The organism is Streptococcus periodonticum, from assembly GCF_003963555.1.
GTDB lineage: Bacteria > Bacillota > Bacilli > Lactobacillales > Streptococcaceae > Streptococcus > Streptococcus anginosus.
This window is the reverse complement of record NZ_CP034543.1, coordinates 788,181-801,468: the sequence shown is the minus strand read 5'-3', so window position 1 is coordinate 801,468 and position 13,288 is coordinate 788,181. Positions and strand designations below refer to the sequence as shown.

The window sequence follows — 13,288 nt, the reverse complement described above, 5'->3', positions numbered from 1 at the left end:
AACTTATCTGAAATAACGTTTAGCAATTTCTAAAAAATCTTCTGTGTAAGGATGAGCGTGCTCCAAACGATAAAAAAGAAAATAGTCTCGCTCTATCGGTTGCTGATTCTGCAAAAGAGGAAATTCGCAATAAAGGTTTGAAGTTGCCTTAGTAGTCATTTTTTCAAAAGGAAAATAAGCAGTAGAAACCATGAGTTGCAATGTTGCTTCTTCTGGAGAATAAGCAAAATTAAATTCTGACTGAAAACCAAGATTGTCACGATAATAATCAGATTCTATCTTTTCCTGTCCTTTCACAGCTAATAACAAAGCCGAATAAGCCTGCAAGTCTTTCATCTGAACAGATTTTGATTGGGATAAGGGATGAGCATGTCCAACTCTGATATAAAGAGGGAAAGAAGTTAAGCAAATATTCGCATAATTGCCAGAAAATGCTTTTCGTTGGTCGCTAATGGTCATATCCAACTTTTGCTGGCGCAGTGCCGTGCCAATCTCTTCATGACTTCCTACCATGATCTCCAACTGAACACTTGGAAAACGCTCTTTGAATTCAGCTAAAATCTGGGGCAGTACGCTTTCTGTCATTCCCCACAATAGACCTATCCGCATGGAAACTGGCTGTGTTCCTGTCAAAACTTGTGTATCAGCTACCAAGCCATTATAATCTTCTAGCAACCGTTGACTTTTTTTGATAAAAAATTTCTCAGCTCTCGTTAAATGAAATCCGCGATTTTTGCGTTCAAAAAGGATCACACCAAGCTCCTCTTCCAGCGACTTCATCTGTTGGGACATGACCGATTGCGAAATAAAATTTTCTTCTGCTGCTTCTGTAAAACTCCCTGTACGAACAATATCCTGAAAATACGACAGCTGTTTAAAATTCATCCCATTTCCTCCTATACTTGCCTGATTTCATTATATCATGAAATGTAAAAAGCCTGTCATTCAAATGAACAGACTTTCATTAAAACTTGGTATATTACGCTTCTTTTACGACTAATTCTTCTCCTAATTGTGAGTAACGTTCTGCTTTTAAGTTCTTAATCGTCCACAAGGCAGCAAAGCTAATCAAATAAAGGCTTGCTAGGAAAATCATGACCATTGAGACACTTGAAACATCTAAAATTTTCCCAATAATCACAGATGAAAAGCCTCCAATTGCTCGTCCGACATTTAAGATGACATTATTAGCTGTGGAGCGAATGTGAGCTGGATACAATCTCGTAATCATCGCGCCATAGCCCGCAAACATTCCATTTACAAAGAAACCGACAATCGCACCGCCGATAATCATGGCTGGCATTGAATTGGCAAATTGGAAGAGGTAAACACACATAGAAGAAGCTAAAAGAAAGATTGAATAAACAAATCTTGGTCCCCATTTATCAAGGATTTGACCGAAAGTGAGCATTCCCAGACACATTCCCAAAATCGTTGAGACCATCCAAAGTGAGGAATCTTTTACAGAAATATGCAGGCTTGTTTGAATAATGGTCGGAAGCCAGTTCATCATCCCAAAATACCCAGCAATTTGTACCGTTGTCATGACCATCAGTGCTACCGTCTGAGCTGTTAGAGCTGGTGTTTTAAACAATTCGCTCATTTTAACTGACTGGCGTTCTTTTGCCGTTGCTTTCGCATTGCCATTATCTCGGATATGGTCATCATCAATCGCTAATATCATCCACAAAACCAAAGCAATAGGCGCAAGTCCGAAGAGGAAAAGACCTTTCCACCCAAGTGCCGGTGCCAACCAACCTGCTAAAAGCGCTGAAGTAATGGAACCGATTTGACCTGCGATTCCGTTCAGAGAGGAAATGCGTCCCATTTTTCCAATAGGAACAATTCCTGCCATAATCGCAATGGCAACTCCATACTCTCCGCCAACGCCTATCCCAGCAATGAAACGCATGAGGTAGAGATAATAAATATTTTGTGTAAAGTAAATCAGCCCTGTCGCCAATGAAAAAATAACAATCGTCCATTTAAAGACTTTGAACTTGTGATAACGGTCAGCCAGTATGCCAAAGAGCAAACCTCCAACCAACATTCCTAGATTGGTAATTGTTGCAATCCAGCCTCCTTGCGCTCCAGTAACACCTAATTCTGAAATAATAGATGACATCGAAAAAGCTAAGAACATGACGTTTAAGTCGTCCGTTCCTGATGCAACAATCGCAGCAACCAGTGCTCGCTTATTATTTTTGTCTAAAGACATGCACATTCTCCTTAATTGTAGCTCACAGACTACATTTATTAATTGAATACAGCCTATAAATCAAAAAGCTCAGGAAATCCCGAGCCAAAAGTTTACAGTAAAATAGCAGATTAGCGCACTAATCCATTTTAATGATTACTTTTATGCCTCACGGGACATGATTAAAGTTGTATTAATTGTATTAAGTATAAGATAGATAAATAGATTTGTCAAGAGATTTTAAAAAAAGAACTTAATATCATGACAAAAAGAATACCGCTCTAAATTGCTTCTGTCATAAAGCTACGACTTTCTAAGACCTTTAGCATTGCATTAGCTGTATCAAGTGCTGTAAATAGCGGCACTCCATGCTCAATGGCTGATTGACGGATAGCCTGACCGTGTTCATCTGCTGTTCGTTTTGTTCCGACTGTATTGATAATCGCCTGAACCTTACCTTTGCGAATAAAGGCTGGAATATCATTATGATCATCTGTACCAATTTTTTCAACCAATTGCGTCAAAACACCATTTTCTTCAAAGAATTTCGCTGTGCCTTGTGTTGCTAGAATGCTATATCCGATCGCTGCAAAACGCTTCGCTAATGTGAGGGCTTCTTCCTTATTTTCATCTGCAATCGTAAAGACAACATTGCCAAAGTTTGGAAGATGTAGATAAGAAGCTTCAAAAGCCTTGTATAAAGCTTTTTCAAGAGTTGCATCTGTTCCCATAACCTCACCTGTCGATTTCATTTCAGGACCAAGAAGGCTATCTACCTTGGCTAACTTGGTAAAGGAAAAAACTGGCGCTTTTACATGTACTTGTTTGCTTTCTGGATAAAGACCGTCTTCATACCCTAGCTCCGCCAAAGTTTGACCTAAAATCAGTTGAGTTGCCACCTGTGCCATAGGAATATTTGTCACTTTCGACAAGAATGGCACCGTCCGGCTAGCACGAGGATTGACCTCAATGACATAAACCTTCTCATCTTTGATGACAAACTGAATGTTCATCATACCGATACAGTGAAGTCCGATAGCCAATTTCTTAGTATAATCGGCGATAGTCTGCTGCACTTGAGCAGATAAGGTTTGCGGAGGATAAACAGCCATAGAATCACCTGAGTGAACTCCAGCCCGTTCAATATGCTCCATAATCCCTGGAATCAAGACCTGACGACCGTCTGAAATAGCATCTACCTCACATTCCTTACCGACAATGTAAGAGTCCACCAACACCGGATGATCAGGGCTAGCCTTGACAGCAGTTCGCATATAAGAACGAAGATCTGCTTCATTCTCGACAATCTCCATAGCCCGACCACCCAGAACGTAGGACGGACGAACCAAAACAGGAAAACCAATCTTACGAGCAGCTGCTACCGCTTCTTCTTCATTCGTCGCTGTCTGACCTGGTGGCTGCGGAATATTCAAATCCTTAAGAGCCTGTTCAAATAAATCACGATCTTCTGCACGGTCAAGATCAGCCACTTGAGTACCTAAAATTTTCACACCAGCTTTTGACAATGGTTCAGCTAGATTGATAGCGGTTTGTCCACCAAATTGAACGATAACTCCCTTAGGTTTTTCCAGTTCAATGACATTCATGACATCTTCAAAAGTCAAGGGTTCAAAGTAAAGCTTATCAGAAACCGAAAAATCTGTTGAGACCGTTTCAGGATTACTATTCATAATGATTGCTTCATAGCCAGTTGCTTGAATAGCCTTGACCGAGTGCACGGTCGCATAGTCAAATTCTACTCCTTGACCAATCCGAATAGGTCCAGAGCCTAGCACCAGAACAGATTCTTTGTCTGACTTGATTGATTCATTTTCCAAAGCATAAGTGGAATAAAAATATGGTGTGCTTGATTCAAACTCAGCTGCACAGGTGTCAACCATTTTATAGACTGGAAGAATCCGCTCTTCTTTACGAAATTGACGTATTTCTTCTGCTGTCATTTTCCAAAGCCGAGCTAATTTAGTATCTGCAAAGCCGTTTTGCTTAGCCTGTCTAAGCAGATTTGCATCTCCAATATGAGTCATTAACTCCTGCTCTAATTCATGGATGTGAAGCAATTTATCCAGAAAGAACAAATCAATCTTGGTTAGTTTTGCAATTTCTTCGATATCATAGCCACGGCGGATTGCTTCAGATATATAGAAAAGACGATCATCCTGAGCTTTGACGACCTTTTCCAGTAAATCATCATCTGCCACTAGATTTAGTTCTGGCATTTCATTATGATCAACACCAATTTCCAGAGAACGACAGGCTTTGAGCAAACCTTCTTCGATATTACGTCCAATAGCCATGACTTCTCCTGTTGCTTTCATTTGTGTTCCCAGATGACGTTCTCCATGTTCAAATTTATCAAAAGGAAAACGTGGAATTTTAGCCACCACATAATCCAGAGCCGGTTCAAACATGGCATAAGTTGTGCCTGTGACCGGATTGATAACTTCATCTAGCGTCAAGCCAATGGCGATTTTTGCAGCCAATTTAGCAATAGGGTAGCCTGTAGCTTTAGAAGCTAAGGCAGACGAACGAGACACGCGCGGATTGACTTCAATGACATAGTAATTAAAGCTATGTGGATCCAATGCCAACTGCACATTACAGCCGCCTTCAATTTTTAGAGCGCGAATAATTTTCAAGCTAGCATCCCGCAACATTTGATTTTCATAATCCGAAATAGTTTGCGTTGGTGCAAAGACAATGGAATCGCCTGTGTGTACACCGACTGGATCAAAGTTTTCCATATTGCAGACCACCAAAGCATTGTCAGCTGCATCGCGCATAACTTCGTACTCAATTTCTTTGAAACCAGCAATAGAGCGCTCAATCAAACACTGAGTCACCGGAGATAATTTCAGCCCATTCTCTGCAATCTCTCGCAATTCCTCCTCATTGGCACACATTCCGCCACCTGTCCCTCCTAAGGTAAAGGCTGGGCGAACAATGACTGGGTAGCCTATTTTCGCTGCAAAGTCCACTGCTTCTTCAACTGTATTTACAATTTCAGATTCCGGAATAGGCTGTTTCAGCTCTTCCATGAGCTGCTTGAACAAATCACGATCCTCAGCCTGGTCAATAGCCGACAGCTTGGTTCCCAAAAGTTCGACACCCAGTTCATCCAAGATGCCTTCTTTAGATAATTCCATTGCCATATTGAGACCTGTTTGCCCACCCAAAGTCGGTAGAAGTGCATCTGGTCGCTCTTTCCGTAAAATTCTGGTGACAAATTCCAGCGTGATTGGCTCAATATAAACCTTATCAGCAATTTCCTTGTCTGTCATAATGGTTGCAGGATTGGAATTAACTAAAACGACCGTGTAGCCCTCTTCTTTCAAAGACAAGCAAGCCTGCGTTCCTGCATAATCAAACTCAGCAGCCTGTCCAATGACAATGGGACCAGAGCCAATCACCATAATTTTCTGAATATCTGTACGTTTTGGCATGTTTTTCTCCTATTTCCTAATCCATTGATTACAATGAACTATGCTGTTGTTTAAAAGCATCAATCATTTCCATAAACTCATCAAAGAGATAACTGGCATCATGCGGCCCTGGTGCAGCATCAGGGTGAAACTGCACTGAAAAAGCAGGGAAAAACCGATGTCGCACACCTTCAATAGACTTGTCGTTGATTTCCTCATGTGTAATCAACAACTCGCTCGGAAAATTTTCCCGACTAACAGCATAACCATGATTTTGGCTGGTAAAATCAATCCGCCCTGTCGCAATCTCTCTGACAGCATGATTGAAACCACGGTGACCGAATTTCATTTTATAGGTCTGCGCTCCATTTGCCTTACTAAAAAGTTGATGTCCCATGCAGATACCAAAAAGAGGAATTTTACCTTGAATCCCTCGAATCATGTCTAGCACTTGCGGTACATCATCTGGATTACCTGGACCGTTGGATAACATGACACCGTCAGGGTGAAGGTGGAGAATATCTGCTGCACTTGTGTCATAAGGCACAACCGTCACATTACAATTGCGTGCCGCCAATTCACGAAGAATCGAATGTTTCAATCCAAAATCAACTAACACAATACTAGGACCTGAACCCGGTGCTGGATATGGCGTTTTCGTTGAGACTTGTTTGATATTGTCAGTCGGTAAAACGGTCGCCTTCAACTGATCTTGCAGATGCACCATTTGGTCGCCTACATTGGCTATCGTTGCTTTCATCGTTCCATGCTGCCGAATGATTTTCGTCAATGCCCGTGTATCAATACCAGCAATTCCTGGAATTTTCTTGACCTTTAGAAATTCATCTAGCGTCATCTGATTGCGCCAATTGCTCGCTCGGCGTGCCCACTCATAAACGACCACTCCCTTGCAAGTGGGAGTGATCGATTCATAGTCGTCGCGGTTGATTCCATAATTTCCGATTAACGGATAAGTGAAAGTCAAGATTTGCCCATTGTAAGACTGATCCGTAATGGATTCTTGGTAGCCAGTCATACCTGTATTAAAGACGATTTCTCCAGTCACATCTATATCAGCCCCGAATGCCTCTCCTTCAAATACTGTACCATCTTCCAGAATTAACAAGCGTTTTTCCATTTTCCCCTCCGTTTGTTCTTACAGCAATACCTTAGCGTCTATTGCTCTTTTCGTCCATTTAAAACAGACTCAATAATTGCCATACGGACAAATACACCATTGGTCATTTGCTCTACAATTCGCGATTTTGGAGCTTCTACCAGATGATCTGCAATTTCAACATCACGATTGACTGGAGCTGGATGCATGATGATGGCTGTATCTTTCAGTCTGTCATATCGTTCCTGAGTTAAGCCGTGCAATCTATGATAATTTTCTTTTGAAAAGAGTGAATCGTCATCATGACGTTCGTGCTGCACGCGTAGAAGCATTAAGACATCCACTTGGTCAACGACTTCATCAAGTGTGACAAATTGCCCATAATCTGCAAATTCTTCACTTCTCCATACTTCTGGACCTGCAAAATAAAGTTCTGCACCCAGACGCTTCAAGATTTGCATATTTGACTTCGCCACTCGTGAATGATCTAAGTCGCCTGCAATCGCAATCTTCAAGCCGTCAAAATGCCCAAACTCTTGATAAATGGTCATCAAATCTAGCAAACTTTGACTCGGATGTTGTCCAGAGCCATCACCACCATTCACAATTGAAGTTGTAATCGTTGGACTTTCGACTAATTCCTTGTAATAGTCCACTTCTGGATGACGAATGACACAGACATCCACTCCGAGCGCTGACATGGTTAAAATCGTATCATATAAGGTCTCTCCTTTGTTGATAGAGCTGGTCTTTGAATCAAAATCCAACAGGTCACAACCTAGCTTTAATTCCGCTACTTCAAAGGCTTTATGTGTTCGCGTAGAGGGCTCAAAGAAGAGATTAGCGATAATATGCTGTTCATCATAATGAGCTTTTGCTCCATTTTTAAATTCAATGCCACGTTTGATTAAACTTAAGACTTCCTCATTGGTAAGAGTTTCCATAGAGACAACGTTTTTAAGAGCGATTTGATTAGATGACATGGTGTATTTCTCCTTTTATTAGATACAGCGTTTCTTTCAATAAAATTAAGAATTCAAACTAATTTTTAGGTTCAGGCAAGATAAGATAGAGTACAATACCAAGAACGGTTGACAAGGCAACCCCTGAAATTTGCAGACCTGAAAGTTGAAGCGTTAATCCTCCAATCCCAGCGACTAAGATCACACTAGCAATCAACAGATTTTTCTTATTGTCAAAGTCCGTTTGCTTTTCAATTAAAATTTTCAAACCACTAGAAGCGATGACTCCAAAGAGCGCAATAGAAATACCGCCTAGAACTGGAGTTGGAATGGATTGTAAGAGTGCCGATACTTTTCCGACAAAACTCATCACAATCGCAAGTACTGCTGCACCTGCAATAACATAAACGCTATAGATTTTATTGAGAGCCATCACACCGATATTTTCACCGTAACTCGTTACTGGTGGCGCACCGAAAATCCCAGCGATAACTTGTGCAAGACCATCTCCGGCAAGAGTTTTATCCAATCCTGGGTCTTTAAAGAAATCTTTTCCGGTCAAGCTATTCAATACCATAACATGACCAAAGTGCTCTGTCATAGTTACAAATGCAATTGGAGCCATTGTTAAAATTGCACTTGGATAAAATTTTACATTATAGTCTAAGAAAGGAAGGTGCATAGGTGGGACATGGAACCATGAAGCTTGAGAGACTTTTGCAAAGGAAATAATTTCTTCTCCTGTTACCACTCCAAGAATGAGCGCGAAGACATATCCGACAATCAAGCCTAACAGCACTGGAATAATTCCAACAATCTTTTTACCATAGATATTAAAGAGGATGACTGCAAAGAGAGTGACAATTCCAATGATGAAATAAGTTAAATTGTATTTACCGTCTTTTAGCATGACATCATTTACAGCTGTGCTTGCTAGGCTTAGTCCGATGACCATAATGATTGGTCCTACCACAACTGGCGGCAAAATCTTATCAATCCAAGCATTCCCAGCGAACTTCACAATAAGAGCTACAATGAAGTAAACCAAACCACCTGTAATGGCACCTTGAGCGACTGCTGCGATACCGTCTGTTTTCATCAACATTTGCATAGCTGCAATATAAGCGAAACTAGACCCCATATAAGCTGGCACTTTGTACTTGGTAACTGTTAAATGCGCTAAGGTTCCTAGACCGCTTGAAAACAAGGCAACTGCTGGGTCAATTCCAACCAGAATTGGAACAAGAACCGTTGCCCCAAACATGGCAAACAAATGCTGAAAGGATAATCCTACAAGCAAACCAGGTTTTGGCATATCGTGTACATCATATTTCACATCTTGACTCATTTTCTTATAACTCCTCCGCAATCAAGACACGGTCTTGACCATCCTGTTCTACCATTTCCACAATAATCTCTTCTGTTCGGCTTGTCGGAATATTTTTTCCAACATAATCTGCTCGAATCGGCAACTCACGATGCCCACGATCTACTAAAACAGCCAAGCTCACGCGTGATGGACGTCCCAAGCTAACTAGGTTATCAATAGCAGCACGAATGGTGCGTCCTGTATAGAGCACATCATCCACCAAGATAACTTCACGGTCTGTAATATCAACTGGAACATGTGTCGTATCTTCTTCCACTTTAAAGTCATCGCGGAATGGCTTGGTATCCAACTCACCGATAGGCACATCAATCTTTTCGATCTGTGCCAATCGTTCTTGAATCCGCTGTGCAATGTATACACCCCGTGTTTTGATACCAATTAAGACAATCTTGTCTAGTTCTTTGTTGCGCTCAATGATTTCATAAGTGATCCGTGTAATGGCACGTTTCATTGTCAAACCATCGACAACTTCTTTTGTTTTCATGGAAAACCTCCTGCATAAAAAAGATAAAAGAAAAAGTCTCCTTCACAAGGAGACTTCAGAAAATCTAGGTAAGCACAGAGAAACTACTAACAGCCTCACTGTGCTACACCATCTTATACTTTGACTCCTTGTCTGCCTCACAGGACAGATTTAAAGGATTATTTAATTTTTATAACTATATCACATTTTTTGAAAATATTCAAGAGAAAACTGTAAAGTTTTCACGGAAATTCTCAAATTGATTCCACCTATAATATATAAGTCACATTTCTTTGCATTTTCTACAACTCATTTGCGATTTTATTGATTTTCCTCAAGCGATGATTGACACCACTTTTCGTCAAAGGCTTACTAAGACTTTCTGCCAACTGCTGGATAGAATAATCCGGATGATTGACACGCAGATAAGCTACCTCTTGCAAATCAACTGGCAAACTTTCTAAACCAACTGTATCAATAATCTTGCCAATATTGTGAATGGTCCTCATACTAGCCGTCACCGTTCGAGCAATATTCGCCGTTTCTGCATTGTTTGTCCGATTCAGATCATTTCTAGCCTCCCGCAAAAGTTTGACCGATTCAAACTCAGTCATTGCTTTCATAGCCCCAATCACAATCAAAAAGTCCATAATGTCCTCAGCTCGTTGCAAATAGGTCACCGAGCCTTTTTTGCGCTCAATTGTCTTGGCATCCAGTAAAAACTTTCGCATCAAAGCCGCTAAATCTTCCGCATGGTCAGAATAGACCGACAAGATTTCCAGTTGATATTTCCCAGAATCTGGATCACGCATACTGCCCGTGGATAAAAATGCTCCTCGTAAATACGATCGGCTCGCCTCATCGTCTGATAAAATAGCTTGGTCAATGCCTGCTTCAATTCCAAAAAAGGAGTCTGCCAAATGTAAATCAGCTAAAATTTGTTCCACACCTTCATCTAAAAAAACAGTATAAACACGGTTTTTCCGAAGATTCGCTTTTTGATGATGACGAATATCCGATTTGACTTGATAAAAAGCTGCCAACAATTCATAAATGTGACGAGCGATTTTTGCATTTCCTGTCGTAACAGATAATGTTAAGCCTTGACTAGAAATTCCTAAACTGCCTGACATCTTAATGATAGCAGATAATTCCGTTTTATCTTTTTTGACTAGACCAAGCAATTCTTCTTTCACTTTAATGGTAAAACTCATTTGCGCACCTGTATAATCTGCATAAGTTCATCAACGACTGATTCACCATCATGAAAAGCTCCGCCATTTTCCAAGCGAAGAAAATTAGACGAAATGACACGAGGTACTTGCTCTTTCAAACCTTTAAAATCATGCTCAACCTGCACCAAATACTCATCAAATTTATTAGAATTCATATACTCTTGAGGAACTTCCTCAATATTCACCAAAACAGTATCAATAAATCGTTTTCCTAAATGTCGGTGCAAAACAGCCACGTGGTCACTATCTGTGAAATGCTCCGTTTCACCACGCTGGGTCATAATATTGCAGACATAGGCAATCTCCGCCTTGGTTTCTAAAAGAGCCTGTCCAATTTCTTCAATCATCATATTGGGTAAGATAGAGGTAAACAATGACCCTGGTCCCAAAACGACCATATCACTTTCTAAAATCGTCTCTACCACTTTTCGACTAGCAGTTGGTTTTTGGTCATTATAGGTATTGGTCACATAAACCCGCTCAATCATACCTTGGTGTTCTGCAAGATGACTTTCTCCAGCGACCTCACTTCCGTCTGCAAAAACAGCATGAAGCGTTAAAGGTGTATCACAAGACGGATAAATTTTGCCAGTCGTGTGGAAAAACTTAGTCAGTAGCTGCATAGCATTGTAAGTCGACCCTTGCATTTCTGAAATACCTGCAATAATCAAGTTCCCAAGTGGATGTCCAGCTAAAGCACCATCTTCTTCCGCAAAGCGATATTGAAAAACTTTTTCATAAAAGCGCGGCATGTCCGATAAAGCTACCAAAACATTTCGCAAATCACCAGGTGGTGTTAATTGTTGAATGTTTTTTCGCAATTCCCCCGAACTTCCTCCGTCATCAGCGACCGTCACAATAGCAGCAATGTCTACATCTTTCTTACGTAAACTGTCCAAAATGACCGAAATTCCGGTTCCACCACCAATAACAGCAATCTTCGGTCTCCTCATGAACGATTCACCGTTTCCTTTCTGCGGTCTTTGTCTCGATGTGATGAATGAACGGTCCATTCGCTTGCCAAATCATCTGCTAGACGTTGTGCAAAAGCCACACTTCTGTGTTGACCGCCTGTACAACCAACCGCAATTGTTAAAACAGATTTCCCCTCTTTTTTATAGCCGGGTAAAATCGGTTTGATAAGAGCCACTAAGTGCTGATAAAATTCTTCTGACTCCGTATGATTCATCACATAATCATAAACTGGTTTATCAAGTCCTGTTTGATTGCGAAGTTCTGGTTGGTAATATGGATTTGGTAAAAAACGTACATCAAAAACAAGGTCGGCATCTAGCGGAATACCATATTTAAAGCCAAAACTCACCACTTCAATGCGAAACGATTGGAGTTTCGTTGGATCTGAAAAATGTTCAGAAATGGTTTTACGCAACCCGCGCGGTGTTAATTCGGTCGTGTCTACTACATTTTGACTCATATTTTTCAGCGGTGCAAGTAATTCCCGCTCCAACTTAATCCCGTCTAAAATACGACCGTCTGCTGCTAAGGGGTGGCTACGCCGCGTTTCCTTGTAACGTGCAACTAATTCTGTATCTGCCGCATCTAAAAACAAAATCTTAAAATCAAGTCCAGCGTTACTTTCAATCTCATCCAGAACTTTCTGAATCTCAGAAAAGAAGGAACGACTACGCATATCTACAACCATAGCAATCTTGTCGTTGTCTTGCGTTGTTTCGATTAACTGCAAAAATTTAGGAACCAGCGTGGGGGGCATATTATCAATCGTAAAATAGCCCAAATCTTCAAAAGACTGGATGGCCACGGTCTTTCCCGCTCCACTCATTCCCGTCACGATAACCAAATGAATTTGTTTGTCTGACATATCTCCTCCTTGATAAAACAATCAATTTCCAGCATATTAAAACATTTCCAATTCCTTTTTATTATAACACACCCAGTACAATTCGGATAGTAAAAAAGAGAGAACAAAAGCAATCGCTATCTGTACTCTCTCGAATTTATACTACTATGTTTTAATGATTACCAAACCAAAGCGCAATTTCCCGTTTGGCAGACTCTTCAGAATCTGAACCATGAACAACATTTCGAATCGTTTCACCAGCTTCAGCTGCTTGTGCAAAATCTCCGCGAATAGTTCCCGGTAGAGCTTCTTCCGGACGAGTAGCGCCCATCATGTGACGCCAACCTGAAATCACTTGGCTTCCCGATAAAACACCGATAATCACAGGTCCGCTTGTCATATAATCACGGATTGAAGGATAAAAATCTTTCGTTAATAGGGCTTCATAATGCTGATCAATTAACTCATTTGAAACATTGGTTCTCATTTCCAAACGTTCGATTTTGTAACCACGTTGTTCTACGCGCTTCAGTACTTCTCCAACCAAGCCACGTTTTACGCCGTCTGGTTTTATAATAAAAAATGTTTGTTCCATGATTGACACGCTCCTCTTTTATTACCTTTATTTTATCATAAATGAAAGAAAGTTGAAAGTCCTTTCAAAA

At 40.7% G+C, this 13,288-nt stretch carries 11 protein-coding genes; all 11 read right to left on the bottom strand.

Translation table 11 applies throughout. The annotated features are described in order from the left end of the window. Positions 1 to 3: 3 nt before the first annotated feature. The 11 genes from EHW89_RS03850 to ndk all read right to left on the bottom strand — a co-directional run bounded on the left by EHW89_RS03850 (position 4) and on the right by ndk (position 13,218). Positions 4 to 885: a LysR family transcriptional regulator gene (locus EHW89_RS03850; protein WP_126466766.1), complete on the bottom strand. Its 882-nt coding sequence runs from the start codon at positions 883 to 885 to the stop codon at positions 4 to 6. A gap of 94 nt (positions 886 to 979) precedes the next feature. Continuing rightward, positions 980 to 2,218: an MFS transporter gene (locus tag EHW89_RS03845; protein WP_126466764.1), complete on the bottom strand. Its 1,239-nt coding sequence runs from the start codon at positions 2,216 to 2,218 to the stop codon at positions 980 to 982. Positions 2,219 to 2,478: 260 nt separating this feature from the next. Next, a complete protein-coding gene (gene carB / locus EHW89_RS03840) occupies positions 2,479 to 5,658 on the bottom strand; it encodes a carbamoyl-phosphate synthase large subunit (RefSeq protein ID WP_126466762.1) in 3,180 nt (1,059 codons plus the stop codon). Positions 5,659 to 5,686: 28 nt separating this feature from the next. Next, positions 5,687 to 6,775 carry a carbamoyl phosphate synthase small subunit gene (locus EHW89_RS03835; RefSeq protein ID WP_049533895.1) on the bottom strand — a complete coding sequence of 363 codons (1,089 nt, stop codon included), beginning with the start codon at positions 6,773 to 6,775 and terminating at the stop codon, positions 5,687 to 5,689. Between the two features lie 38 nt (positions 6,776 to 6,813). Next, a complete protein-coding gene (locus EHW89_RS03830) occupies positions 6,814 to 7,737 on the bottom strand; it encodes an aspartate carbamoyltransferase catalytic subunit (RefSeq protein WP_003028000.1) in 924 nt (307 codons plus the stop codon). Between the two features lie 58 nt (positions 7,738 to 7,795). Next, positions 7,796 to 9,064, bottom strand: a complete 1,269-nt coding sequence (locus tag EHW89_RS03825) for a uracil-xanthine permease family protein (protein ID WP_049533894.1) — start codon at positions 9,062 to 9,064, stop codon at positions 7,796 to 7,798. Positions 9,065 to 9,068: 4 nt separating this feature from the next. Beyond that, positions 9,069 to 9,590 (bottom strand): bifunctional pyr operon transcriptional regulator/uracil phosphoribosyltransferase PyrR, encoded by a 522-nt coding sequence (gene pyrR, locus EHW89_RS03820; protein ID WP_021001608.1) that lies wholly within the window; start codon positions 9,588 to 9,590, stop codon positions 9,069 to 9,071. 281 nt (positions 9,591 to 9,871) lie between these two features. Continuing rightward, the gene (whiA, locus tag EHW89_RS03815) at positions 9,872 to 10,783 is read right to left on the bottom strand and encodes a DNA-binding protein WhiA (RefSeq protein ID WP_126466760.1); all 912 of its coding nucleotides are present in this window, start codon (positions 10,781 to 10,783) and stop codon (positions 9,872 to 9,874) included. Next, a complete protein-coding gene (locus EHW89_RS03810; protein ID WP_126466758.1) occupies positions 10,780 to 11,757 on the bottom strand; it encodes a YvcK family protein in 978 nt (325 codons plus the stop codon). The genes whiA and EHW89_RS03810 overlap by 4 nt, the downstream gene beginning before the upstream one ends. Next, positions 11,754 to 12,644 (bottom strand): RNase adapter RapZ, encoded by an 891-nt coding sequence (rapZ, locus tag EHW89_RS03805; protein ID WP_003024854.1) that lies wholly within the window; start codon positions 12,642 to 12,644, stop codon positions 11,754 to 11,756. Before rapZ ends, EHW89_RS03810 begins: the two co-directional genes overlap by 4 nt. Positions 12,645 to 12,795: 151 nt before the next feature. Further along, complete coding sequence (gene ndk, locus EHW89_RS03800) at positions 12,796 to 13,218, bottom strand: nucleoside-diphosphate kinase (RefSeq protein WP_003024857.1); 423 nt, start codon at positions 13,216 to 13,218, stop codon at positions 12,796 to 12,798. Positions 13,219 to 13,288 lie beyond the last annotated feature (70 nt).

Bases quoted from the DNA above. Each gene is read 5' to 3' on its own strand.
- EHW89_RS03850 (WP_126466766.1), bottom strand. From the start codon at position 885: ATGAATTTTAAACAGCTGTCGTATTTTCAGGATATTGTTCGTACAGGG.
- EHW89_RS03845 (WP_126466764.1), bottom strand. From the start codon at position 2,218: ATGTCTTTAGACAAAAATAATAAGCGAGCACTGGTTGCTGCGATTGTT.
- carB (WP_126466762.1), bottom strand. From the start codon at position 5,658: ATGCCAAAACGTACAGATATTCAGAAAATTATGGTGATTGGCTCTGGT.
- EHW89_RS03835 (WP_049533895.1), bottom strand. From the start codon at position 6,775: ATGGAAAAACGCTTGTTAATTCTGGAAGATGGTACAGTATTTGAAGGA.
- EHW89_RS03830 (WP_003028000.1), bottom strand. From the start codon at position 7,737: ATGTCATCTAATCAAATCGCTCTTAAAAACGTTGTCTCTATGGAAACT.
- EHW89_RS03825 (WP_049533894.1), bottom strand. From the start codon at position 9,064: ATGAGTCAAGATGTGAAATATGATGTACACGATATGCCAAAACCTGGT.
- pyrR (WP_021001608.1), bottom strand. From the start codon at position 9,590: ATGAAAACAAAAGAAGTTGTCGATGGTTTGACAATGAAACGTGCCATT.
- whiA (WP_126466760.1), bottom strand. From the start codon at position 10,783: ATGAGTTTTACCATTAAAGTGAAAGAAGAATTGCTTGGTCTAGTCAAA.
- EHW89_RS03810 (WP_126466758.1), bottom strand. From the start codon at position 11,757: ATGAGGAGACCGAAGATTGCTGTTATTGGTGGTGGAACCGGAATTTCG.
- rapZ (WP_003024854.1), bottom strand. From the start codon at position 12,644: ATGTCAGACAAACAAATTCATTTGGTTATCGTGACGGGAATGAGTGGA.
- ndk (WP_003024857.1), bottom strand. From the start codon at position 13,218: ATGGAACAAACATTTTTTATTATAAAACCAGACGGCGTAAAACGTGGC.